The organism is Pseudomonas frederiksbergensis, from assembly GCF_003732665.1.
Lineage (GTDB): Bacteria > Pseudomonadota > Gammaproteobacteria > Pseudomonadales > Pseudomonadaceae > Aquipseudomonas > Aquipseudomonas frederiksbergensis_G.
This window is the reverse complement of record NZ_MOBP01000022.1, coordinates 227,576-251,037: the sequence shown is the minus strand read 5'-3', so window position 1 is coordinate 251,037 and position 23,462 is coordinate 227,576. Positions and strand designations below refer to the sequence as shown.

The window sequence follows — 23,462 nt, the reverse complement described above, 5'->3', positions numbered from 1 at the left end:
CGGGTTTACCAATCGAGCGTCACCATGAGGGTGTCGGTATAGACACCGGCCGGAACCGCGCGGGTATTCGCGACCACCGCGCCGAATACCGGGATCGGTATCTGGCCCGCGTTGGTGACAGCGAAATTGTGTTGTTGGCCGATGCTGTAGCTCTGGCTGCCGGAAGCATCGAGGAACAATTGATAAGAGAGGGTCTGGCGGCCGTTGCTCAGGCGTCGGGTGCTGCCGTCGCCATGGGTGCCGCCGTCAATGGTGACGGTGAACCCGGTGACCGAGGGGTTGCAGGCCACGTTCAGCTTGCCGCTGGTGTTGTCGCTGAGGCTGGCCTTGATCGGAGTGGTCCAGGTCGGGCCTTGCTGGCCGAAATCCAGATTGCCCACACCATTGAGCAGGCCACCGGCACTGGCGCCATTGGTGACTTCACACCCGGCGGTGATGATCAGCCGCGCATGGATTTGCCCGCTGACCGCCGCTTGGGCGTCCTCGGCGAGCAAAAACAGTGCGCCCACGGCAATCACCATCCAGTACTTGCTTGTCATAGTGCCAATCCCAATTCCCTCAGGATGCCGAAACCCGGACGCTCAACGAGGAACGTCCCCTTCCCTGCGCCACCCGATTCCATCGGGGGCAGTTACACAGTTGCTGCTACCAGGTGACAGTCACTTTCACCAGGTCTGAATAACGGCTGACACGGGGAATCTCCGCCAGTCGTTCGATACGGGCATACAAAGGTAAATCCACGGAACCGCTGTCCGGCACGCGGCCGCTCACCGGGACGTTCACCGCCAGCGGGATCAACCGCGCGGGGTCCTGGTAGAGCCGGTAAGGAATGGGTTTGCTGTGTTCGGCGGCACCCGCCATGTAGCGCACATCGCCGACGCCGCCGTGCTGGCCGCCATCGACACGCAGTTGATAAGGGGTGTCGGGATTACATTCCAGGCGTGGCAGGCGCTCGTTCATCAGCGCTGCCCCCAAAGGGCCGCCCGGATCATCCAGGCGCGCCGTGCTGCCGAAATCCAGCGCCCCCAATTGTTCGACGCCGGCGCTGCGTTGTTGCCCCACCAACTGGCAACCGCGCTGCACATCGACGCGTACTTGCACCTGAAGTTCTGCGGCCAATACCGATGTGCCGAGCATCATGCCCAGGATGACCAAAATCCAACGTCCTTTCACGGCCCCGTTCCTTGTGAGGGGTGACTCCTGAAAATCAGGTTAGCAACCCATCGGGAATTCGCCAGTGAGCGGGATCGATTGGATCCAGCAAAGTGGAGGCAATATGTATCGATTTGTTGGTAAAACCTCGATACAGCTGCGGGAAATAACCTGTACATGCCGCAGATTTCTGTCTCACTTGGCGACGTCTCAATCAGCACGGGTGGTAGGACAATTCTCCATCTGGTTAAACTACGCCGCCGCAGCTCGGTGAGCCGGCCTGAAGAACCCGGGGGTGACAGTATCGTGGCCATTCGACCGCCAATCCGTTTGCGTCTCACACCACGCTGGCCCGCGCTGCGCCGCTTGTTCGGCAGAACCACCGCACTGCCGGCCAATCATCGAGTCATCCACGACTATTTCCACCACAAGGCACTCGCCCAGGGCTACACCCTTAGCCACAGCCAGCAACGGGTCATCGACCGCATGGCCCAACAGGCGACAACGTTGCTGGGTCAGTCGGCGAAAATCCTGCCTGGTCTGTATCTGCATGGCGCGGTGGGGCGCGGCAAAAGCTGGCTGCTGGATGGTTTCTTCCAGGCCATGCCTCTCGCGCAAAAACAACGCCTGCACTTCCATGAGTTTTTCGCTCAACTGCACCAGGGCATGTTCAACCATCGCGAGCAGCCCGATGCCCTGGCGGCGACCCTCGATGAGTTGCTGCGCGATTGTCGGGTGTTGTGTTTCGACGAGTTTCACGTCCATGACATCGGCGATGCGATGCTCATTACGCGGCTGTTCAAGGCCCTGTTTCGCCGGGGCATTTTGCTGCTGGTCACTTCCAATTACCCACCGGAAGGCTTGCTGCCCAACCCGCTGTACCACGCACGTTTCAAACCGGTGATCGACCTGATCAATACGCGCATGCACGTCATGGAAGTCGGCGGCCCCCACGACTACCGAAGTCAGGCGCGAACCCACACCCAGCAGGTGTTTACCCAGGGCCAGTACGTGTGGCCGGCGACGCAGCCTCAACGTCAGCGGTTGAACCTGCCGGAAAGCGTCGCCACCCTCATGTTGCCCGTCGGGACCCGGCATCTGCCGGCGCGCTACTGCGAGGGGCGCACCGTCGGCTTCACCTTCAGCGATCTGTGCGACCAGCCCACGGCGGTCATGGATTATCTGGAACTGTGCCGCCGATTCGATCACTGGATCATCGACGAACTGCCGAGCCTGGCCAGTTGCTCGATGGCGGCGCAGCAACGGTTTATCAACCTGATCGACGTTTTGTACGATCAGGACAAGCATCTGGTGTTGCTCGGGCAGCGGTCGTTGCGCGAAAGCCTGGATGGGGATGCCATTGACCTGGCGCGCACGCGCAGTCGCCTGGGGCAGTTGGTGGAAGTCCGGGAGCCTGTTTAAAAGATAGATTTTGGGGATGGCTGCCGGCCTCTTCGCGAGCAAGCCCGCTCCCACAGGGGATTTGTGTTGGCCACAGATTTTGTGTAGTCCACAAAACCACTGTGGGAGCGGGCTTGCTCGCGAAGGCGGCCTGACTGACACCACAAACTCCCGCTATCATGCAGCCCATCTTCAGGCCCCCACAGCCCTCTTCCCGATCAATAGCGAATCCGTTCATGAATACCCTCGCACAACTGCAGTCCGGCGAGCTGGCCGGCATCACCCGTCTGGACCTGTCCTGCGGCCTCACCGAGTTCCCCCGGGAAATCTTCGACCTGGCGGATACGCTGGAGATTCTCAACCTCAGCGGCAACGCCTTGACCCGCCTGCCGGATGACCTGCATCGCCTGACCCGTTTGCGCATCCTGTTCTGCTCGGACAACCCGTTCACCGAACTGCCGCAATGCCTGGGCCAGTGCGCGGCGCTGAGCATGATCGGCTTTCGCGCCAACCGCATCGAACGGGTGCCAGGCACCGCGTTGCCGCCACTGCTGCGCTGGCTGATCCTGACCGACAACCGCATCAGTGAACTGCCCACCGAGCTGGGCGAACGTCCGCTTCTGCAAAAACTCATGCTGTCCGGCAACCACTTGCAGCAACTGCCCGAAAGCCTGATGCAGTGCCATCGCCTGGAACTGCTGCGCATCTCCGCCAACCGCTTCACCGAACTGCCCGAGTGGCTGCTGACCCTGCCGGCCCTGACCTGGCTGGCCTACGCCGGTAACCCCCTGGAAACCGAAGCCGACGCCGCCGCCCTCGAGGCCACGCCGAGCATCCCGTGGTCAGCGTTGCAGCTTGAGGAAAAACTCGGTGAAGGCGCGTCCGGGGTCATCCATCGCGCCACCTGGGAACGCGCGCAGCAACCGACCACTGAAGTCGCGGTGAAACTCTACAAAGGCGAAATGACCAGCGATGGCTCGCCCCTGCACGAAATGAATGCCTGCATCACCGCCGGATTGCACCCCAACCTGATCCGCGTCGAAGGACGCATCGTCGACCATCCCCAAGCCCAGGCCGGGTTGGTGATGCAGTTGATTGATCCGAGTTACCGCAACCTGGCCGGACTGCCGAGCCTGGCCTCTTGCAGCCGTGACGTTTACAGCGATGACACCCGTTTCTCGGCGGCGGTGGCGCTGCGGATCGCTCGGGGCATCGCGTCGGCGGCCGAGCATCTGCACGAGCAAGGCATCACCCACGGCGATCTCTACGCCCACAATATTATGTGGAACGAGGACGGTGATTGTTTGCTGGGGGACTTTGGTGGTGCTTCTTTCCACGCCACCACGGACAGCCTTGAAACCCGTGCGCTGCAACGCATTGAAGTGCGGGCGTTCGGGGTGTTGTTGGGGGAATTGCTGGAGCGGATTGATTCGGGGTTGAGCGATGAAGAGCAGTTGGCGCTGGAGGATTTGCAGCGCCGGTGCTGTCAGCCGGATGTGCTTGCTCGACCTGGGTTCACAGAAGTGGTGCGGGAACTGAATAGTCGGTGACCGCTGCGCGGTCATTCGCGAGCAAGCCCGCTCCCACAGGGAATTAATGTTGATCACACATTTTGTGTACGACACAAAACCACTGTGGGAGCGAGCCTGCTCGCGAAAGCGGTATTACTGACGAAACAAATTAACCCGCCAACCCGACAAACATATCCTGCACATCATCATGGTTATCGAGGCCTTCCAGGAACGCTTCGACTTCAGCCATTTGCTCATCGCTCAAACCGCTGACCGGGTTCTTCGGCTGGTAGCCCAACTTGGCGGACAACACGGTAAAACCCTGCCCAGGCAGCGCTTTCTGCACGGCGTCGAGGTCCGCTGGTTCGGTCAGGAACAGGGTCGTGCCCTCTTCGTCACCCGGCTCGAAATCCTGGGCACCGGCTTCGATGGCGGCCATTTCCGGGTCGGCGTCGGGGCTGTCCGGGGACGCCTCGATCATGCCGACGTGGTTGAAGTCCCAGGCCACCGAACCGGAAGCACCCAATTGGCCCTTGCGGAACGCCACGCGGATTTCCGCCACGGTACGGTTGATGTTGTCAGTCACGCATTCAACGATCAGCGGCACCTGATGCGGAGCGAAGCCTTCGTAGGTCACGCGATGGTATTGCACGGTTTCGCCCAGCAGGCCCGCGCCTTTCTTGATCGCGCGGTCCAGGGTTTCCTTGGGCATCGAGGCTTTCTTGGCCTGCTCGACCACCAGACGCAAGTGTGCGTTGGTGGCAGTATCGGCACCGTTACGCGCAGCAATGGTGATTTCCTTCACCAGTTTGCCGAAGATCTTGCCCTTGGCGTTGGATGCCGCTTCTTTGTGTTTAACCTTCCACTGTGCGCCCATTACTCACTCTCTTGATCTGTGGCGCCGAGACATCTATTGGCCGACGCATGGCGCCAAGTTTATACGGCCTAAAGTTGGCAATCGACCAAAAATTCCATCCTGTTTAGCGCCGTGATGCATCGGCATCTTCAACAGGGCTTGTAGGGCAATTCTGAAAAGTCGATTTGCGGTGACTATTCGAGGCCGTGGTTTCGTACCCTCTGCGCCCCGTATTTCATGGCAGAAGCGCACTCGATGCACAACGACAAGGAAAGTCCCTTCACCTTGACCCTCGTCGAGGCTGATTTGAGTTTGCAGGTGTTGCAGTTCAACGGTCGCGAAGGCCTCAACCAGCCCTATCGCTTCGACATCGAAGTGATAGGGCTGGCCCCGGCCATGAACCTCGCCCCTCTGCTGCAACAACCGGTGTTCCTGAGCCTGGGTGAGGAAGACGGTTTCCACGGCATTCTCCACAGCGCCCGCCGAGAACATCGCGGCCCGCATCGGGTCGGGTATCGACTGACGTTGGTGCCCTATCTGCAAAACCTCGAACAACAGCGTGTACGCCGCGTGTTTCATCAGCTCAGCGTGCCAGCGATCCTGCGGCAATTATTGGAAGAGCATGCCCTGCCCAGGCTCAGCTACCGCTTTGAGCTGAGCACCGGGCACTATCCGGTGCGGCCCTTTTGCATCCAGTACGAAGAAACTGATCTGGCCCTGCTGCATCGGCTCTGCGAAGAGGAAGGCATCCACTATCACTTCGAACACCGGCGTGACGGGCATGTACTGGTGCTGGCCGATGACAGCCTGAGTTTCCCCCAGGAACCGGTGCTGACGCCCTTTCATGACCAGCCATTGGACGAGCCTGAATTCGCCGCGATCCGCGAATTGTTCCAGCGCCATGATTCGCCGCTGATCCTTGCGCCGCCCCAGGCCCGGGACAGAAGCACGGGCGCCGACAGCTTTGGCGCGGCCAATCATCCGCTGAGCGGCAAAACGGCGCTGAACCGTGATCAACGCAGTCGTCGCACATTGGAGCGGCTGCGCTGCCAGCAACGCCAAATCCATGGCCAGAGCGATCAGACTGCGTTGCTCAGCGGCCGTATCGTGCAAGTGGAGGAACACCCGATATCGGGTTTCAACGATCAATGGCTGCTCACCGAAATCCGGCACCAGGGGCACCAACCGTCGATCCTCGCGGATGGCCCGGTCGAAGGCCCCGGCTACTGCAACCGGTTCAGCGCCATTCCCTGGTCAACGGAGTTCCGACCGGCGCTTAAACAACCCCGGCCGAACATCCCCGGCTATCAACCGGCCCGGGTGCTGGGCACGCCCGGGCAACCGCCGGAGCTCGATGAACAAGGCCGGATTCAGGTCTGCCTGTGGCCGGAATCGGCTGCGCAAGTGTCTGTCGGACTGTGGCTGCCGCTGGCCATGGGTGCATCCGGGTTGCCCGTGGCCGGCAGCGAGGTATTCATCAGTTTTCTCGACAGCGATCCGGATCGTCCGGTCATTTGCGCCGGCCCCAGCATTCAGAATCCACGACCGCCACAGATGACACCGCCGCGTGGCGATACACGCCTGCTGTTCGATTGGCTGGTCAATCGCCCCGATAATTAACGAACAACACACCATTGTGGCGAGGGAGCTTGCTCCCGCTGGGCTGCGAAGCGGCCCCAAAAGCTTGGGAGCGCTGCGCACTCCAGCGGGAGCAAGCTCCCTCGCCACAGGCAAGCTCCCTCGCCACAGGGTTTGTGTTGCCCTCAGCCTTTGTCGGCTTTGCCCGCCGCCGCCGCGAATTTCGCCAGGCGCACATCCAGATGCCGTGGCCGGCGCCCATGATCCTCGGCACGCTCCTTGCGCCGGATCGCGTTGCGCACCATCAACGAACCGAGGTAGCGAATCGGCTCCGGCGGGAAGTAGCCCAACGGCCCGTTGACCAACGGCGAGCGGGTCCACGGGTTGTCCAGGCCTTGGACCATCGAGGCCAGAATCTGCCCGCCCATGTGACACGGCCCGACGCCGCTGCCGGAGTAACCGAAGCCATAAAACACGTTGCCGCTGGCGCTCATCTGACCGAAGAACGGCAACCCGGTGACCGAGCGGTCCGAAGGTCCGTTCCAGGTGGCTTCGACCTTGACCTCGGCAAACGCCGGAAAGAAGTCTGCCAGGCTACTGCGCAACAACCCGGCATACGGGGATGGCTGGTCGAACACCGGTAGCATCCGCCCACCATAGGCGAAGGTGTTGCCGCCCTTGCCGAGCATGATCCGGCCGTCCGGGGTGTTGTGGTAGTAGTGCACGAAAATCCGCGAATCGAGCACCGTCACGCCGCTGGTCAAGCCGATTTCATTCAGCAAGTCCGGGCGCGGTTCGGTGATCAGCATGTCGCTGGAGACAATCGCCACGCTGCGTTCGAACTGCGGGAACGCCCGGGCCATCCACGCGTTCATCGCCAGCACCACCCGATCCGCCTGGACGGTGCCGTTCGGGGTTTTAATCCCCGCAGGCTTGCCCTCCTCCAGTCCGGTCATGGCCGTGTTTTCATGAATTCTCACACCGAGTTGCAGCGCCACCCGACGCAAGCCGCGCACCAGTTTGCCCGGTTGCACGCTGGCCGCCGCTGGGGAAAACCAGCCTTCCAGGTGTTTGCTGGAACCGGCCATGCGCTGCACATCCGCCACCGGCCGTTGGGTAAACGAGTTGATGCCGTTGCGTTCCAGCGCCGCGATCACCGCATCCGTCGAGCCGCATTGGGCGCGGTTGGTCGCGGTGTAGAGCGTGCCGTCGAGGCGGTAATCGGCATCGACGCCGTACTGCTCACAGAAGGTGCCGATCGCATAGATGCTGCGCTCTGATTCCTTGACCAGCCGCACTGCTTCTTCGACGCCGAACAAGCGCTCCAGGGTGAAGTACTTGGCCGACCACGACAACGCGCATCCACCGTTGCGCCCACTGGCGCCGGCGCCGCAGATGTCGGCCTCGATCAGCAACACATCAAGCTCAGGGTTTTGCTCCTTGAGCATGATCGCGGTCCACAGCCCGGTGTAACCGCCGCCGACGATGCACACGTCGGCGCGGGTGTCGCCCGCCAGCGGCTCGCACGGCGCGCAGGGCTCCGCCGCCAGCGCTTGGTCCAGCCAGAAAGGTCTCATGGAGGTTTCCTCAGGTACGCAGGGGTTTGATCGTCATCGGTTGGTTGGGCACGAAGGCGCAGTCGAGGCTCAGGCCGGCCGGGCGGCTGTTCCAGTGCGGGATCAGGACGAAGGCCGAGAACATCGCGCAACCGGCGAAGATGATGAACACCGTCACCGAGTCGAAATACCCCGGCAGCAAGCCGCCAAGAATCGCCCCGACCGAACCGCAACCGTTCACAAAACCCGCCGCCGTGGCGCCGGCCTTGGCTGTGCCGAAATCAATCGCCGCCGCGCCGCTGATCATCGAGTCCGGGCCGTAAAGGGTCAGGCCCATGACAAACAACAGCGCCACCACCAGCAACACACTGCCGGTGTGCAGGGCGCCCATGAACAGCGCCAGGGAAACCGTCAGCGCCAACAGACTGATCACACACGCCGGCATGCGCCGGGCGCCGAACAGTTTGTCCGAGGCCAGGCCAATCATGATCGGCCCGAGCAGCCCGGCCAGTTCAAAAGACGTCGGAATAATCGCCGCACCGACCTTGCCCACCGAGGGCATTTGTTCGAAGACGATCACCGGTCCCCACAACAGAATCGCGTAACGTGCCGGTTTCAACAGGAAGTACGAGAGCCCGAGTACCAGCACCGTGCGGTTGCGCAGGATTTCCTTCAACGGCTCCCACACGCTGATCTTGCTCTGCGCGTAGGCCTCCTCGGCGCTCAACTCCGGTTCCGGTTCCACGGCGGGCAAGCCGACGTCTTCCGGTTTGTTGCGTTGGAAAATAAAAAACAGCACGGCGACCAGCCCAACCACCGCCGCACTGGAAATGAACGCGGCGTGCCAAGTGCCCACCAGCGTGTAAGCCCACCAACCGGCGAACGGTGAGGCCACCAGTCCGCCGAAGGCATAACAGGAACTCCACAACCCCAGCACCCGCCCGCGCTGCTCGGCGGGAAAGAAACTGCCGATGTTCTTGCACAGCCCTGACCATCCGGTGGACTGGGCCAGGCCCTGGATCAGCATGCAGGTGGCGAAGATCGGCAACGTGGCGAAATTGCCCATCACCAGCGCTGCCGCTGCGGAAATCAGCAAGCCGCCGAGCACCACCACCCGCGGGCCGAAGCGGTCGGCGAGGATGCCCCAGGTGAATTGGCCGACGGCATAGGCCGCCAGGTAGATCGCGTCGAGGTTGGCCATGGCCATTTTGTCGAGCATGAAAGTGGGGTCTTCGGCGATCCCCAGTTTGGCCACCGAAAAAGCTTTGCGGGTGAAGTAGAAAGCGGCGTAAGCGAGCCAGGTGATGGCGAAGATCTGCACGCGCCAACGCTTGATGGTGCCGATGTGCTTGTTCATGGTGGTTCTGACCTCAGGGTGTGAGTGTGCCGGCAGAAATTGAGAAATAACGCCTGTTTTTTTATTGTTGAGCACTTCGATATCGCGGCTTCCCTGAAGCGATACCGGTCAGATGAGTCCTGCTGTTGCACCCGCAGGCTCATGGCCACCGACGCTGTTCGACTGACCAGTCACCGGGGCTGAGGCCGATAAAAACAATTACTGATTAATAAGTGAAATCGATTTATCGTATTTCCAATATAAGCTCAGCTTGTTACTGGAGGTTTCGATGTCGGTTTCCCACGCCCAACTCAAAGCCTTCCACGCCGTGGCCGTTCACGGAAGCTTCACCAAGGCCGCCGAGCGGCTATTCCTCACGCAACCGGCGATTTCCGACCAAGTGCGCAAACTCGAAGAACGCTTCGGCGTGTTGCTGTTCCACCGCAACAAACGCTCCGTGCGCCTGACAGATCTGGGCGAACGCTTGTTGGGCATCACCCAGCGTTTGTTCGTCATCGAGGCCGAAGCCCAGGAGCTGTTGCAGGATTCCCGGGCGTTGCAGACCGGCAGCCTGATCCTCGCTGTGGATGCGCCGGTGCACGTGTTGCCGCAGATCGCCCGCTTCTGCGAGCGCTACCCCGGTATCAGCGTGAAAATCGAAACCGGCAACACCGATGAATCGCTGTTTAGGCTTTTCAACTATCAGGCTGATTTGGCGTTACTCGGTCGAGAGGTCAGCGACGAGCGCTTGATCTCGCTGCCGCTGCGCAATGACCCGATGGTGGCGTTCGTCTCGCGCAATCATCCGTGGGCGAATCGCGAGTCGATTTGCCTGGCGGATCTGGATGACACGCCGTTGGTGCTGCGGGAGATTGGCTCGGTGACGCGGCAAACTTTGGAGGAGGAAATGGCCGGCGCCGGGTTACGGATTCGGCCGGCGATTCAAGTGGAAGGTCGGGAAGCAGCGCGAGAGGCGGTGGTGGTGGGGATTGGTGTTGGTGTGGTGTCGGCGGCCGAGTTTGGTGCTGACTCCAGGGTGTGCGCGTTGCCGATTACCGACTGCAAGCGGCGGCTGACGGAGACGCTGGTGTGTTTGCGCGAGCAGAGTTCGCGGCGGGTGGTGGCGACGTTTCTGGAGATGGTGCGCGAAAGCCTCCCCTCCCCGTAGGAGCTGTCGAGTGAAACGAGGCTGCGATCTTTTGACCTTTCGCTTGAGACTCAAGTGAACCAGGAAAGATCGCAGCCTCGTTTCACTCGACAGCTCCTACAGAGATTGCGCGGTCATGTCAGATTTGGCGCCAAATCGAAAAACGCCTGAATCAAACGCAAATCCCGCCGCCGCTCCATGCAGCCGATCATGTGCCGATTGACCAACCCCTCGCCAATAATCGGCACCGCCACCACCCTCGGGTCATGGCTGACTTCTACCGAAGAGACCACGCCAACCCCCAATTCGGCGGCAACGGCCTCGGTCACCGCCTCGCGACTGTCCAGTTCCAGCAACACCCGGGGATTGACCTTGGCCTGAGTGCAAGCCTCATCAAACGTACGCCGGGTAATCGAACTCGGCTCGCGCAGCACCATGATCACCTGATCCAGTTCCTTGAGTTGCACGTCCTTCGTGCGTTGCGCCCACGGATGCGCGGCCGGCACCAGCGCACAAATCCGTGATTCGCTCAGGGCTTGCAGATGCAACCCCTTGCGCGGCTCGACTTCGGTCAGTACCGCGACGTCGGCATGTTCGGACAGCAACGCGGCGAGGGTTTCCTGAGCATTGCCCAAACGCAGGTTCACGGTGATCCCCGGATAGCGCGCCCGCAGGCTAGCGAGCATCGGCATGACCATGTGCGGTCCGTCCGCTGCCACTTCCAGGCGCCCGGTCAGCAACTGGCGGTTGGCTTCCAGCATCACTTGCGCTTCTTCCGCGAGGCCGAACATTGCCCGGGTGATCGCCGCCAGTTTGGTGCCCTCTTCCGTCAGCTCCACCCGTCGGGCGGTGCGGCGCAACAGGGTGATTTGGTAGTGCTCTTCCAGCGCCTTGATGTGCCCGGTGACCGCCGGTTGGCTGATGAACAGCCGTGCGGCGGCCCGGGTAAAGCTGCCTTCCCGGGCTACGGCGTCGAATGCGCGGAGCTGGAACAGATTCATGAATAACCCTCACTGATGGCTGGCATAACAACAAACAATTTGATTGATACGTCGGCAAATTGCAATTTAAGCCCCGTAGCGTCATCCCATCGATTGCGAGGACATGAGAATGAGTACTGCCGAACCCATCCTGCTCACCCCCGGCCCGTTGACCACATCGGCCCGTACCCGTCAGGCGATGATGGTCGACTGGGGTTCATGGGATGACCGCTTCAACCAACTGACCGCCAGCCTGTGCGAACAACTGCTGGCGATCATCAACGGTGCCGCCACTCACCACTGCGTGCCCCTACAAGGCAGCGGCACCTTCGCCGTCGAAGCCGCCATCGGCACCCTGGTGCCCCGTGACGGCAAGGTCCTAGTGCTGATCAACGGCGCCTACGGCAAACGCCTGGCGAAGATCTGCGAAGTGCTTGGCCGCCCCTTCAGCACCTTCGAAACCGCTGAAGACGAACCGACCACCGCCGCCGATGTGGATCGCCTGCTTCGGGCTGATCCAGGCATCACTCACATCGCGCTGATTCATTGCGAAACCAGCACCGGCATTCTTAATCCGTTGCCGGAAATCGCCCAGGTCATTGCCCAACACGGCAAACGCCTGATCATCGACGCCATGAGTTCTTTCGGCGCGCTGCCGGTCGATGCGCAACAGGTGCCGTTCGACGCGCTGATCGCCGCTTCGGGCAAGTGCCTGGAAGGCGTGCCGGGGATGGGCTTCGTCTTCGCTCGCAAGGAGTCGCTGGCCAACGCCGCCGGCAACTCGCATTCCCTGGCAATGGATTTGTTTGACCAGCACACCTACATGGCCAAGACCGGCCAATGGCGCTTCACCCCGCCGACCCATGTGGTCGCGGCGCTGCACGAAGCCCTGCTGCAATACAACGAAGAAGGCGGCTTGCCGGCGCGGCATCAGCGCTACGCCAATAACTGCCAGGTGTTGCTCGATGACATGGCCAAACTGGGACTGCGCAGCTTCCTGCCCGCCGCGATCCAGGCGCCGATCATCGTCACCTTCCACGCCCCGAAAGACCCGCGCTACCAGTTCAAAGAGTTCTACGAACGAGTCAAGGCCAAGGGTTTCATCCTCTACCCCGGCAAATTGACCCAGGTCGAAACCTTCCGCGTCGGCTGCATCGGCCACGTCAACCCGCCTGAGATGCACGCGGCAGTGGCGGCGATTGCCGAGGTGTTGCAGGAAATGGAAGTACTCGAAATCTAAGCCCCACCACCATCCCCTGTGGGAGCGGGCTTGCTCGCGAAAGCGGTGTGTCAGTCGACATATTTGCCAAATGACACACCGCTTTCGCGAGCAAGCCCGCTCCCACAAAAAAGCAACCAACCCATTAGCCAGTTGCCACAGGATCCGATCACCATGAACTACACCAACCCAACCCAACTCCAAGCCACCATCCTCGACTGGGCCGGCACTGTGGTCGATTTCGGCTCGTTCGCGCCGACGCAGATTTTTGTCGAAGCCTTCGCCGAGTTCGACGTCCAGGTCTCCATCGAAGAAGCCCGTGGGCCGATGGGCATGGGCAAGTGGGACCACATCCGCACCCTGTGTGATCAGCCGCAGGTCGCCGAGCGTTATCGCAAGGCCTTCGGCCGCACGCCGACCGACGATGACGTCACCGCCATCTACAAACGCTTCATGCCACTACAAATCGAGAAAATCGCCGAGCATTCGGCGCTGATCCCCGGGGCTCTGGACACCATCGCTAACCTGCGCCAGCAAGGGATCAAGATTGGCTCCTGCTCCGGCTACCCGAAACAGGTGATGGATAAAGTTGTGGAACTGGCCGCCACCAACGGCTACTTCGCCGACCACGTGGTCGCCACCGACGAAGTGCCGAACGGTCGCCCATGGCCGGCCCAGGCCCTGGCCAACGTGATTGCCCTGGGTATCGATGATGTCGCGGCCTGCGTGAAGATCGACGACACGGTGCCGGGCATTCTGGAAGGTCGCCGTGCGGGCATGTGGACCGTGGCGCTGATCTGCTCCGGCAATGCGCTGGGCCTGGACTACGCGGGTTATCAGGCCCTCGGCAGCGAGGAACTGGCCAGCGAGCGTAAGCGCATTCACGCAATGTTCGAAGGTTCGCGGCCGCACTACATGATCGACACCATCACCGATTTGCCCCAGGTGATCGCCGACATCAACAAACGCCTGGCGAACGGCGAGATGCCGCAAACCGCCTGACCCACCCACTACCCTGTAGGAGCGAGGCTTGCCCGCGAAGGCGTCCTGTCAGCCAACATCTTTGTCGACTGACACGCCGCCTTCGCGGGCAAGCCTCGCTCCTACAGGGGGTAATACCTGATCCAGAGCACCATGAAGGCAAATCGCCTCAGGCAAATACGACAAAACAGGATTACAGTTAAAGCACAGTGCCGCACAAGAACGGCGCTTTGAGCATTGACCTGTGGAGAGCCCCGTATGCCCTGGAAGAACTCCGATTCACGCTACAGCACGGTGTCGATCGCGTTGCACTGGCTGATGCTGGTGCTGCTGATCCTGGTTTACGCTTGCATCGAATTTCGCGGGATTTTCCCCAAAGGCAGCGGTGGCCGCACGCTGATCACCGAATCGCACTTCATGCTGGGCCTGACGGTGTTTGTGCTGGTGTGGCTACGGTTGTTCGCCCGCAGCCTGGGCCCGGCGCCGCAGATCTTCCCGGCGTCGCCGCACTGGCAGACCACCCTGGCCAAACTGATGCACTGGGCGCTGTACCTGTTCATGATCGCCATGCCGATGCTCGGTTGGCTGGTGACCAGCGCCAAGGGGCATCAGGTGATGTTTTACGGCTTTGACTTGCCGTTGCTGGTTTCAGAAGACAAGGCGCTGGCCAGGCGCATCCAGGGCTGGCATGAACTGGGCGGCACCATCGGCTACTGGCTGATCGGCCTGCACGCCGTGGCCGGGCTATATCACCACTATGTAGTGGGGGATAACACCTTGTTGCGGATGATGCCCAAACGGGTCAGCCGCAATACCTGAAGATTACGCAAAACCCTGTGGGAGCGGGCTTGCTCGCGAAGGCGTCGGGTCAGTCGATTCATGTGTTGACTGACACACCGCCTTCGCGAGCAAGCCCGCTCCCACAGTTGGATGTGTGGTGTGTTAGTTAAAGCCGCGTCGGCCTTGCAAACCGCCGGTGTGGATGAAGATCAGCCGCGTGCCTTGGGGGAATCTTCCTGCTTCAACGTGTTGCTTGAGCGCCAACAGCGCTTTACCGGTGTACAGCGGTTCCAAGGGAACGCCACTGGCTTGTTCAGTCTCTTCGATGAATTCCAGCAACAGCGAATCAACCTTGGCAAACCCACCGCGACTGCCATCGAACAGTTCATAAGCCGATTCCGACACCCCCACGATCGCTTCAACCTGTTGCGCCACGCCATGATCGTCCGGCACTGCCAACGCGCCATAAACCGGGTGCTCACCCGCCTCGGCCAGGACCAGTCCGGCGAGCGTTGTGCCGGTTCCGCAGGCCAGCCACCAACCGTCGTAGTCGCTCCAGCCCAGATCGGCCAATTGCTCACAGACCTGATCCCTGAGTTGCATGCAGCCCCGCGCGCCCAGCAAACCACCGCCCCCTTCCGGCACCGGGTGCAGGTTCGGGTATTGCGCCTGCCACGGCTGCCAGAAACCCGGCTCATGCCGCGCCCGATAACCGCCGTAACCCAGCCAGTGCAGCTCCATCCCGAAGTCTTGCAAATCCGTCACGGTCGGAGTGACTTGGGAATGGCCGCGCAGCAATCCGACGGTTTTGAAGCCCAGGCGTTTACCGGCGGCGGCGAGTGCGTGCAGATGATTGGAGTGAGCGCCACCCAGGCTGATGATGCCATCGGCACCGGCGCTATTCGCGGCGTTGAGGTGCTGGATGAGTTTGAACCACTTGTTACCGCTGATCAGCGGGTCGATTTGGTCCAGGCGCAGGATCGCGACTTCGATGTTGGCGGCGGTGAGCCAGTCGAGGTGCAGGGGGTTGAGCGGGGCCTGGGGTAGCCAGTCGTTGGGAGGGAGGAGCATTGAGGCCGGCTCTGGTGATAGAGCCGGTATTCTAGTCGCTCATAGGCAGCCATCGCGAGCAAGCTCGCTCCCACATTTGATCTTCGGCGCAACACAGATCCAGTGTGGGAGCGAGCTTGCTCGCGATAGCCATTGGCAGAATTAGCCTGCAGATTACAGCTCGGCGGCGAGGCGCGAACCCTGGTTGATCGCCCGCTTCGCATCCAGCTCCGCCGCGACGTCCGCGCCGCCAATCAAATGCACGTTCTGCCCCGCCGCCACCAAGCCGTCCTGCAATTCACGCAGCGGGTCCTGCCCGGCGCAGATCACGATGTTGTCCACCGCCAGCACTTGCGGCTCGCCGGTTTCGCCGATGCGGATGTGCAGGCCTTCGTCGTCGATCTTCAGGTATTCGACGCTGTTGAGCATCTGCACGCGCTTGTTCTTCAGCCCCGTGCGGTGAATCCAGCCGGTGGTCTTGCCCAGGCCGTCGCCGACCTTGGAAGTCTTGCGTTGCAGCAGGAACACCTCACGGGCCGGCGCGTGGGGCTGGGCCTTGATCCCGGCTACGCCGCCGCGGGCCTCAAGGTGCGTGTCGATGCCCCACTCCTTCCAGAACGCTTCACGGTCGAGGCTGGTGGCCACGCCTTCGTGAACCAGGAACTCCGAGACGTCGAAACCGATACCGCCGGCGCCAATCACCGCGACGCGCTTGCCCACCGGTTTGCGCTCGAGGATCACATCCAGATAACTCAGCACCTTGGCGTTCTCGACACCCGGAATCGCCGGGGTGCGCGGCGCAATACCGGTGGCGAGGATGATCTCGTCGTAACCGCCGGCCACCAGTTGTGCCACATCGACACGGGTGTTCAGGCACACCTCGACGTTAGTGGTCTGCAATTTGCGGTTGAAGTAGCGCAGGGTTTCGAAGAATTCTTCCTTGCCCGGCACACGCTTGGCGATGTTGAACTGGCCGCCGATTTCGCTGGCCGAATCGAACAACGTCACCTGATGCCCGCGCTCGGCGGCCACGGTGGCAGCAGACAGGCCCGCAGGACCGGCACCGACGACGGCGATTTTCTTGATCTGTTGAACCGGCAAATAGTTAAGCTCGGTTTCATGGCAGGCCCGCGGGTTGACCAGGCAACTGGTCAGCTTGCCGCCGAAGGTGTGATCGAGGCACGCCTGGTTGCAGCCGATGCAGGTGTTGATTTCATCAGCACGCCCCGCAGCAGCCTTGTTGACGAAATCCGCGTCGGCGAGGAATGGACGGGCCATGGACACCATGTCGGCGTCGCCTTCAGCCAGGATCTGCTCGGCGATTTCCGGGGTGTTGATGCGGTTGGTGGTGATCAGCGGAATGCTCACCGAACCCCGCAGCTTGGCCGTCACTTTACTGAACGCCGCACGGGGCACTTTGGTGGCGATGGTCGGAATCCGCGCTTCGTGCCAGCCGATGCCGGTGTTGATGATAGTGGCGCCGGCCTGCTCGATAGCCTTGGCCAGGGTGACGATTTCTTCCCAGCTGCTGCCGCCTTCAACAAGGTCGAGCATCGACAGACGGAAGATGATGATGAAGTTCGGGCCCACCGCTTCGCGCACGCGACGGACGATTTCCACCGGCAGGCGCATGCGGTTTTCGTAGCTGCCGCCCCAACGGTCGGTGCGGTGGTTGGTGTGGGCCGCGAGGAACTGGTTAATGAAATAACCTTCGGAACCCATGATTTCGACGCCGTCGTACTCGGCGGTTTGTGCCAGTACCGAACAAGTGACGAAATCGCTGATCTGCTTCTCGATGCCTTCCTCGTCCAGCTCTTTGGGCTTGAACGGGTTGATCGGCGCCTGAATCGCGCTCGGCGCTACCTGTTTCGGGCTGTAGGCATAACGCCCGGCGTGGAGAATCTGCATGCAGATCTTGCCGCCCGCCTCGTGCACCGCGCGGGTGACGATCTGGTGCTTGAGCGCCTCTTCCTCGGTGGTCAGCTTCGCCGCGCCGGAATACACGCCGCCCTCATCGTTCGGGCCGATACCGCCGGTGACCATCAGGCCCACGCCGCCCCGGGCACGTTCGGCGAAATACGCCGCCATGCGCTCGAAACCACCGGGTTTTTCTTCCAGGCCAGTGTGCATCGAGCCCATCAGGGTGCGGTTGCGCAGCGTGGTAAAACCCAGGTCCAGCGGGGCCAGCAGGTGCGGGTAGTGAGCAGCGGCCATCGGAAACTCCACATCGAGCGATCACGGGAAAAATGCAGGAGCTCTTCGGCCCCCGTCGGTCATGTGCCACAGACTAAGAGTCGCGTGGTTGTCACTCAATGACCCAAACTGACAACTTATTGATCCAAATGCGCAGCGCCCCTTGGCAAGCGCCGGCAGGCGCCCTACCCTAGTCGGCGAATCCTGCACACGGTTATCGACTGCTTTCCCATGCGCAAACTTTTGTACCTGACCTTTTCCATGGCGCTGGTCGCCGCCCTCACGACCTACGCCATGTGGGCCGCGGACCGTCCGGTGGGTCATTACCTGTCGGACCTGCGGATCAATCTGGCGGTCGATCAAGGCACCCCGGCCGATCGCGGCAACCTGCTGGGCATCCAGCCCGAGCTGTTCCCCACTGATTACCAGAGCCCCGAGCGTTTGCACCGCAAGCTCGCGGCCTATCTGCAAAAGGCCCAGGACCAGGGCCTGTTGAACGAAAAAACCATCGTCGTGCTGCCGGAACATGTCGGCACTTGGCTGATGGTCAGTGGCGAGAAGGACGAGCTGTATCAGGCCAGCACCCTCAAGGAAGCCATGAATTGGCTGGCGGCAAGCAACCCGTTGCAGTTCGTCCGCGCCCTGATCAGCGCCAAGGGCGCCAGTCGCCTGGATGACGCTCACCTGCGCATGAAGGCCAAAGACATGGCCAAGGATTACCAGGCGCTGTTCGGTGGTCTGGCGAAAGAATTCCACGTCACCCTGGTGGCCGGCTCCATCGTGTTGCCGGAACCGAGTGTGCGCGATGGCAGCCTGAAAATCGGCCGCGGCGCACTGTTCAACAGTACGGTGGTGTTTGGTCGCGACGGTCGGCCGATCGGCCAGCCGCAACGGCAGATGCACCCGATCTTCGACGAACAGGACACTCTCGCTGCCAATACCGATCACACGGTCAACGTGATCGACACCCCGGCCGGACGCCTGGGCATCCTGATCGGCAGCGACAGTTGGTATCCGGACAACTACCGCAAACTCGATGAACAAGGCGCGCAACTGGTGGCGGTGCCGGCATTTGTAGTCGGGCACGGTGCCTGGGACAAACCGTGGCGCGGCTATAAAGGCGCGTCGACACCGGGTTCGGTCAGCCTCAAGGCCGGTGAACTCAGCGAAGGCCAGGCCTGGCATCGCCTGACCCTGATCGCCCAGCCCCCCAGCAGCCAGGCCATCGCCGGCATGAGCGTGTTCCTGCGCGGGCAGTTCTGGGACAAGGGCAGCGCCGGGCAGAGCTTTCTCAGCGCCAATGGCCAGCACTCCGCCGACAGCAATACCCGTGGCGCACGCATGCTGAACCTCTGGTTGTAAAGCATGAAACCGCTGCCGATGCGCCTCGGGGATTTGTCGGTGGGCTTTGTCCACAGCCTGGCCGATGCCGTGCGCAGCCACGGTGCCGATCCGCAACCACTGCTCGAACAATACGGCCTCGATGCGGCGCGTTTGGGTGAAGCCGGCGCAAGGCTGTCGATCCCGCGCTACATGCGCCTGGGTCACGGGGCGATTCAACTGACCGCCGACCCCGCGCTGGGTTTGCGCATGGGTCAGCTCAGTCGCTTGAGCCAGGCGGGCCTGGCCGGCGTCACGGCCGCCCAGGCGCCGACGGTGCGGGAAGCGGCGCGCTGCCTGATTCGCTTCGAAGCCCTGTACGGCTCCAACTATCGCGGCCAGTCGAGTTTTCACGAAGACGCACGGGGCGCGTGGCTGCGGTTCTATTCCATCAGCCCCTACAACGCCTACAACCGCTTCGTCGTGGATTCGATCATCGCCGGCTGGTTGCAGCAATTGTCCAGCCTGAGCCCTGCCCCGCTGCGGGCCGAACGCATCGAAATCGAATTCCAGGCACCTGACTATCGCGATGCCTACGGGGTACTGGGCGACTGCCCGATCCAGTTCGGCGCCGAACACAATCAACTGCGCCTGAGCCTGGACACCCTCGCCCAGCGCAACCCGCAACACTGCCCCAGCACTTGGCGGCACCTGCTGCAATTGTGTGAACGGGAACTGGAACAGCTGACACGCACCCGCAGCCTGCGTGAACGCATCACTCAGTTGCTGGGGCCGTTGCTCAATGGTGGCCGGGAACCCGACCTGGAAGAAGTAGCGGCACGCCTGAAGCTGCCTACCTGGACCTTGCGTCGCAAACTCGCCGAGGAAGGCACGCAATTTCGTGCAATTCTCAACGACACTCGCCGCGACTTGGCCATGACCTACATTCGCGATACCGAACTGGCGTTCGGGGAAATCGCCTATTTGCTCGGCTTTGCCTCAGCCGAAGCCTTTCAACGGGCCTTCAAACGCTGGAACGGCCAGACACCCGGCGAGTTTCGCCGCAGTCATCGCCAATCCGCGTAAAGCCTTACAGCTCGGTGGCGTCTTCGGCCGGTTCCAGCGGATCCAGTTCAAACGCCGAATACTCGAGCAACTCTTCTTGATAATCGTCCATTGTGATATTCCCCCTGTCACTCATTAAAAAAGGCCTGATCAAATGACCAGCGCCTTGAGCATAAAGTGCCCGCGTGAAAGAAAAATGACGTTCACGCGACACTCTGCCGCTACTGAATAAAACGTAGCAGGTGGTCAGGAATTTATCACAGGATTTTTTCGATACAGCCCGTAGGAAAACGGCCTGCTTTGACGTGGGTCAAACTCGTTGGTCGCTGCGGGAAGCGTGCCGTGTGACACGCTCCCGCAAGGCCTGGGGCGCTTACCGATTACTGCGCCGGGATCGGTTCGCTTGGGGGTGGCATGTTGTCCGGATGCGTCGGCGGTGTGATGGTTTCGGCGGCTGGAGCCGGTTCGGACGATTCAGCAGGAGCAATCGGAGCCGCTTCCGGAGGCGGTGCTACGGGTTCCGAGCTGACTGGAACTGCTTCAGCAGGTGCCGGAGCCGCTGCAGGTTCTGCGGCGGGTGCCGGCGTTGGCGCCAGTGCCGCCGGGGCAGCCTTGGCTTCAGGCACACCGAGGTCGGTTTTCGGCTTCTCGACGATGTGCGCGGCTTTCTTCGCTTCCGGCGGCAGGAACAGCTCCACCAGGGTAAAGAAACGCTCGTAGAACTTGGCCGAGGACACGGTTTCGCTGGCGACCTTGACCATCGAGTCATCGGACGAGCCAATCGGCATCGACACCGAGCCCAACACACCGACGCCGAGGCTGGCAGAGTTGTTGGTCTTCTTCAGCGCATAGCGGTCCTGCAAGGCGTTGGCGAACATGGTCGCGTGGTGCCCTTCGGAGCCATCATCGGCACACACCACACTGAAGCTGATCTCCATGTGGGTTTCACCGGTTTGCTGGAAGCTCTTGTGACCGCTGACCAGTTTCGGATCGCTGCTGGTGATGATGTAGCCCTGACTGAGCAAGGCGCGGCGCGCCGCTTCACAGGTCTGGGCATCGGTCACCGGATAGCTGCGGGAAAATGTTCCGGAGTCGTCGAAGTTCTCATGCTCATAGATGGCGGCTTTCTTCGACGAGCAACCGGCAGCAACGGCCAGCACCAAGGCTAGCCCGACAACACGCATGGGAATTGATCTAAACATTGAACATCCTGAGAGAAAACGGTCCGGGGCGTATTGTGCAACAGATCGATGCTTAGGTGCGCATCGAATAGTGTCTTAAAACGGTTACAGGGGTGTTGACCGTTATATGCAGGAAAAGTCGCATGGCATGATGAATAACCGATGGGCAGGCCAATCTTTTCGATCGCCCACAAAAAACCCCGGCCTTTGAGCCGGGGTTCTTGTGTAGCGCGAAACTCAGCCAGTTATCAGTAACGCTTGATTTCGGCTTCGCTTTCCAACTGCTTGCGGTAGGCCGCAAAGTCTTGCTGGCCAATGCGCGAGGCGAGGAAGCGACGGTATTGAGCCTTCTCTTCGTCGGTCGGCGCTGCGGCTTCGTTTACGCCGTTCAAGCGCACGATCACCAGGCTACCATCGGCCAGGGTCACGCTGCTGAAGGTCGGCTTGTCCTTGGCGGCAGGTTTTGGCATGCGGAACAGCGCTTGCAGCACGGCAGGGTCAACCCCTTCCTGTGCGCGAGTGGCGGCCGCGGTGACCTTCCAGTTCTGGCCGTCGATGGCCTTGTCCAGTGGAGTCTTGCCGTCGCGCAGGCTGGCGATCAACTGATCAGCCTTGGTCTTGGCAGCAGCACTGGCGTGCTCCTTGGCCAATTGCGTACGAATGCTGGCGGCAACGCTTTCCAGCGGCAACTGCGCAGGCTTCAAGTGCTCCTTGGCGCGTAACACGATCACGGTTTCCGGATCGAGTTCGATGGCGGTGCTGTTGGCACCCTCATCCAGCACTTCAGGGCTGAACGCTGCGGTGACCACGGCACGGTTTGCCGCGACACCTTCGCCACCTTCACGGCCGAACGGCGCGGAAGTGTGGACGGTCAGTTTCAGGTCCTGCGCTGGCTGGGCCAGGTCAGACGCTTCGAACGAGGAGTCTTCCAGTTGCTTGGTCGCCTCGACAAAACGCTGCTCGACCTGCTGGGTTTTCAGCTCGCGGGTCAGCTTGTCTTTGAGGCTGGCAAACGTCGGGACTTGCGGCGCTTCAACGCCCAGCAGCTTGATCAGGTGGAAACCGAAGTCGGTACGGATTGGCTCCGATACCTGATCCTTGTTCAACGAGTACAGGGCTTTTTCGAACACTGGATCGTAAACGCCAGGACCGGCGTAACCGAGGTCACCACCGTTGTTGGCCGAACCCGGGTCCTGGGAGAATTCCTTGGCCAACGCCTCGAATTTCTCGCCTTTGGCCAGGCGCGCCTGAACTTCTTCGATCTTGGCCTTGGCTTGCGCCTCGGTCACCTTGTCGTTCACTTCGATCAGAATATGCGCAGCCCGGCGTTGTTCGGCCAGGTTGGCGGTTTCTTTCTGATAGGCCGCTTGCAAGTCTTCGTCCTTCACGCTGACCTGATCAAAGAAGGAAGCCTTCTTCAATTCCAGGTAATCGATGACCACCTGATCCGGCGTCATGAATTCCTTGGCGTGTTCGTCGTAGTAAGCCTTGACCTCATCGTCGGTCAATTTCACCGCCGCCGGGTCAACCTTGACGTTCAGGGAAGCGAAATCGCGGGTCTGTTTTTCCAGACGGGCGAAGGCCAGAACCTGTGCATCGGTGACGAAGCCGCTACCGGCCAGGCCAGCGCGCAACTGGCCGATCAGCATTTCCTGAGCCAGCATCTGGCGGAACTGCATACGGCTGTAGCCCAGTTGACGGATCACCTGGTCGAAACGCTCAGGGCTGAACTTGCCGTCAACCTGGAATTCAGGCGTCAGCAGGATCACCTGGTCCAAAGCGCCTTCGGAGAAAGCGAATTTCGATTTTTCTGCGCCTTGCAGCAACAGTTTGCGATCGATCAGGCCTTTGAGAGCCGATTCGCGCAGCATTTTTTCGTCGAGTAGCGAAGCGTCGAAATCCTTGCCCAGCTGTTGCATCAGCTGACGGCGTTGCATATCGACGGCTTGGCTCAGCTCGTTCTGGCTGATTTCTTCGCCGTTGACCTTGGCCGCATCATTGCTGTGCGTCGTAGCCTTGAAAATGGCGTCGAAACCGGTCAGAGCCATCAGTGCAACGATGACTCCAATAATGGTCTTGGCAATCCAGCCTTGTGAATTGTCCCTGATATTCTGCAGCATGCGTCCCCCAGAAACGGTTGAACTTCAAAATTAGGC

19 protein-coding genes are annotated in these 23,462 nt (G+C 61.0%); 9 read left to right on the top strand and 10 right to left on the bottom strand.

Going from position 1 to position 23,462, the window contains the following annotated elements; all coding sequences use genetic code 11:
• Positions 1–5 precede the first annotated feature (5 nt).
• Both BK665_RS29440 and BK665_RS29435 read right to left on the bottom strand, forming a co-directional pair.
• Positions 6–539, bottom strand: coding sequence for a Csu type fimbrial protein (locus BK665_RS29440; RefSeq protein ID WP_123410018.1), 534 nt, complete (start codon positions 537–539; stop codon positions 6–8).
• A 106-nt stretch (positions 540–645) separates the two neighbouring features.
• Positions 646–1,140, bottom strand: a complete 495-nt coding sequence (locus BK665_RS29435; protein ID WP_123410063.1) for a Csu type fimbrial protein — start codon at positions 1,138–1,140, stop codon at positions 646–648.
• 318 nt (positions 1,141–1,458) lie between these two features.
• Here BK665_RS29435 and zapE point away from each other — a divergent pair, with 318 nt between their 5' ends.
• A complete protein-coding gene (gene zapE / locus BK665_RS29430; RefSeq protein ID WP_123410017.1) occupies positions 1,459–2,574 on the top strand; it encodes a cell division protein ZapE in 1,116 nt (371 codons plus the stop codon).
• Between the two features lie 215 nt (positions 2,575–2,789).
• Entirely contained in the window at positions 2,790–4,103 is a 1,314-nt protein-coding gene (locus BK665_RS29425) for a leucine-rich repeat-containing protein kinase family protein (RefSeq protein ID WP_123410016.1), read from the top strand.
• A gap of 130 nt (positions 4,104–4,233) precedes the next feature.
• On the opposite strand, the gene BK665_RS29420 is transcribed toward BK665_RS29425, so the two are convergent.
• Positions 4,234–4,941: a YebC/PmpR family DNA-binding transcriptional regulator gene (locus BK665_RS29420; protein WP_123410015.1), complete on the bottom strand. Its 708-nt coding sequence runs from the start codon at positions 4,939–4,941 to the stop codon at positions 4,234–4,236.
• A 234-nt stretch (positions 4,942–5,175) separates the two neighbouring features.
• Here BK665_RS29420 and BK665_RS29415 point away from each other — a divergent pair, with 234 nt between their 5' ends.
• Positions 5,176–6,540: a type VI secretion system Vgr family protein gene (locus tag BK665_RS29415; protein WP_123410014.1), complete on the top strand. Its 1,365-nt coding sequence runs from the start codon at positions 5,176–5,178 to the stop codon at positions 6,538–6,540.
• Positions 6,541–6,683: 143 nt separating this feature from the next.
• On the opposite strand, the gene BK665_RS29410 is transcribed toward BK665_RS29415, so the two are convergent.
• Both BK665_RS29410 and BK665_RS29405 read right to left on the bottom strand, forming a co-directional pair.
• Positions 6,684–8,075: an FAD-dependent oxidoreductase gene (locus BK665_RS29410; RefSeq protein WP_123410013.1), complete on the bottom strand. Its 1,392-nt coding sequence runs from the start codon at positions 8,073–8,075 to the stop codon at positions 6,684–6,686.
• A gap of 10 nt (positions 8,076–8,085) precedes the next feature.
• On the bottom strand, positions 8,086–9,411 hold the full coding sequence (locus tag BK665_RS29405; RefSeq protein ID WP_123410012.1) for an MFS transporter: 1,326 nt from the start codon (positions 9,409–9,411) through the stop codon (positions 8,086–8,088).
• Between the two features lie 268 nt (positions 9,412–9,679).
• Between BK665_RS29405 and BK665_RS29400 the strand changes: the two genes are divergently transcribed.
• Positions 9,680–10,558 carry a LysR family transcriptional regulator gene (locus BK665_RS29400; RefSeq protein ID WP_123410011.1) on the top strand — a complete coding sequence of 293 codons (879 nt, stop codon included), beginning with the start codon at positions 9,680–9,682 and terminating at the stop codon, positions 10,556–10,558.
• 113 nt (positions 10,559–10,671) lie between these two features.
• Here BK665_RS29400 and BK665_RS29395 read toward each other — a convergent pair whose 3' ends face one another.
• Positions 10,672–11,538 carry a LysR substrate-binding domain-containing protein gene (locus BK665_RS29395; RefSeq protein ID WP_123410010.1) on the bottom strand — a complete coding sequence of 289 codons (867 nt, stop codon included), beginning with the start codon at positions 11,536–11,538 and terminating at the stop codon, positions 10,672–10,674.
• A gap of 109 nt (positions 11,539–11,647) precedes the next feature.
• On the opposite strand from BK665_RS29395, the gene BK665_RS29390 reads away from it, so the two are divergent.
• The 3 genes from BK665_RS29390 (at position 11,648) to BK665_RS29380 (ending at position 14,536) form a co-directional block, all read left to right on the top strand.
• Positions 11,648–12,757, top strand: coding sequence for a 2-aminoethylphosphonate--pyruvate transaminase (locus BK665_RS29390; protein WP_123410009.1), 1,110 nt, complete (start codon positions 11,648–11,650; stop codon positions 12,755–12,757).
• 153 nt (positions 12,758–12,910) lie between these two features.
• On the top strand, positions 12,911–13,738 hold the full coding sequence (phnX, locus tag BK665_RS29385; protein ID WP_123410008.1) for a phosphonoacetaldehyde hydrolase: 828 nt from the start codon (positions 12,911–12,913) through the stop codon (positions 13,736–13,738).
• Between the two features lie 237 nt (positions 13,739–13,975).
• Positions 13,976–14,536, top strand: coding sequence for a cytochrome b (locus BK665_RS29380; protein WP_123410007.1), 561 nt, complete (start codon positions 13,976–13,978; stop codon positions 14,534–14,536).
• 123 nt (positions 14,537–14,659) lie between these two features.
• Here the strand turns inward: BK665_RS29380 and BK665_RS29375 are convergent, their stop codons facing one another.
• Positions 14,660–15,568 carry a 1-aminocyclopropane-1-carboxylate deaminase/D-cysteine desulfhydrase gene (locus BK665_RS29375; protein ID WP_123410006.1) on the bottom strand — a complete coding sequence of 303 codons (909 nt, stop codon included), beginning with the start codon at positions 15,566–15,568 and terminating at the stop codon, positions 14,660–14,662.
• 153 nt (positions 15,569–15,721) lie between these two features.
• Positions 15,722–17,761 carry an oxidoreductase gene (locus BK665_RS29370; protein WP_123410005.1) on the bottom strand — a complete coding sequence of 680 codons (2,040 nt, stop codon included), beginning with the start codon at positions 17,759–17,761 and terminating at the stop codon, positions 15,722–15,724.
• A 210-nt stretch (positions 17,762–17,971) separates the two neighbouring features.
• Between BK665_RS29370 and BK665_RS29365 the strand changes: the two genes are divergently transcribed.
• Both BK665_RS29365 and BK665_RS29360 read left to right on the top strand, forming a co-directional pair.
• Complete coding sequence (locus BK665_RS29365; protein ID WP_123410004.1) at positions 17,972–19,102, top strand: carbon-nitrogen hydrolase family protein; 1,131 nt, start codon at positions 17,972–17,974, stop codon at positions 19,100–19,102.
• Between the two features lie 3 nt (positions 19,103–19,105).
• Entirely contained in the window at positions 19,106–20,146 is a 1,041-nt protein-coding gene (locus BK665_RS29360; RefSeq protein WP_123410003.1) for an AraC family transcriptional regulator, read from the top strand.
• Between the two features lie 359 nt (positions 20,147–20,505).
• Here the strand turns inward: BK665_RS29360 and BK665_RS29355 are convergent, their stop codons facing one another.
• Both BK665_RS29355 and BK665_RS29350 read right to left on the bottom strand, forming a co-directional pair.
• Positions 20,506–21,327, bottom strand: coding sequence for a DUF2242 domain-containing protein (locus BK665_RS29355; RefSeq protein ID WP_123410002.1), 822 nt, complete (start codon positions 21,325–21,327; stop codon positions 20,506–20,508).
• Positions 21,328–21,554: 227 nt separating this feature from the next.
• Positions 21,555–23,426 (bottom strand): SurA N-terminal domain-containing protein, encoded by a 1,872-nt coding sequence (locus BK665_RS29350; RefSeq protein ID WP_123410001.1) that lies wholly within the window; start codon positions 23,424–23,426, stop codon positions 21,555–21,557.
• Positions 23,427–23,462: the final 36 nt, after the last annotated feature.

What these genes read in the sequence shown, in the direction of transcription:
- BK665_RS29390 (WP_123410009.1), top strand. Translation starts at nt 11,648, where the DNA reads ATGAGTACTGCCGAACCCATCCTGCTCACCCCCGGCCCGTTGACCACA.
- BK665_RS29425 (WP_123410016.1), top strand. Translation starts at nt 2,790, where the DNA reads ATGAATACCCTCGCACAACTGCAGTCCGGCGAGCTGGCCGGCATCACC.
- BK665_RS29375 (WP_123410006.1), bottom strand. Translation starts at nt 15,568, where the DNA reads ATGCTCCTCCCTCCCAACGACTGGCTACCCCAGGCCCCGCTCAACCCC.
- BK665_RS29405 (WP_123410012.1), bottom strand. Translation starts at nt 9,411, where the DNA reads ATGAACAAGCACATCGGCACCATCAAGCGTTGGCGCGTGCAGATCTTC.
- BK665_RS29420 (WP_123410015.1), bottom strand. Translation starts at nt 4,941, where the DNA reads ATGGGCGCACAGTGGAAGGTTAAACACAAAGAAGCGGCATCCAACGCC.
- BK665_RS29435 (WP_123410063.1), bottom strand. Translation starts at nt 1,140, where the DNA reads ATGATGCTCGGCACATCGGTATTGGCCGCAGAACTTCAGGTGCAAGTA.
- BK665_RS29400 (WP_123410011.1), top strand. Translation starts at nt 9,680, where the DNA reads ATGTCGGTTTCCCACGCCCAACTCAAAGCCTTCCACGCCGTGGCCGTT.
- BK665_RS29415 (WP_123410014.1), top strand. Translation starts at nt 5,176, where the DNA reads ATGCACAACGACAAGGAAAGTCCCTTCACCTTGACCCTCGTCGAGGCT.
- BK665_RS29365 (WP_123410004.1), top strand. Translation starts at nt 17,972, where the DNA reads ATGCGCAAACTTTTGTACCTGACCTTTTCCATGGCGCTGGTCGCCGCC.
- BK665_RS29410 (WP_123410013.1), bottom strand. Translation starts at nt 8,075, where the DNA reads ATGAGACCTTTCTGGCTGGACCAAGCGCTGGCGGCGGAGCCCTGCGCG.
- BK665_RS29350 (WP_123410001.1), bottom strand. Translation starts at nt 23,426, where the DNA reads ATGCTGCAGAATATCAGGGACAATTCACAAGGCTGGATTGCCAAGACC.
- BK665_RS29370 (WP_123410005.1), bottom strand. Translation starts at nt 17,761, where the DNA reads ATGGCCGCTGCTCACTACCCGCACCTGCTGGCCCCGCTGGACCTGGGT.
- BK665_RS29355 (WP_123410002.1), bottom strand. Translation starts at nt 21,327, where the DNA reads ATGTTTAGATCAATTCCCATGCGTGTTGTCGGGCTAGCCTTGGTGCTG.
- phnX (WP_123410008.1), top strand. Translation starts at nt 12,911, where the DNA reads ATGAACTACACCAACCCAACCCAACTCCAAGCCACCATCCTCGACTGG.
- BK665_RS29440 (WP_123410018.1), bottom strand. Translation starts at nt 539, where the DNA reads ATGACAAGCAAGTACTGGATGGTGATTGCCGTGGGCGCACTGTTTTTG.
- BK665_RS29395 (WP_123410010.1), bottom strand. Translation starts at nt 11,538, where the DNA reads ATGAATCTGTTCCAGCTCCGCGCATTCGACGCCGTAGCCCGGGAAGGC.
- BK665_RS29380 (WP_123410007.1), top strand. Translation starts at nt 13,976, where the DNA reads ATGCCCTGGAAGAACTCCGATTCACGCTACAGCACGGTGTCGATCGCG.
- BK665_RS29360 (WP_123410003.1), top strand. Translation starts at nt 19,106, where the DNA reads ATGAAACCGCTGCCGATGCGCCTCGGGGATTTGTCGGTGGGCTTTGTC.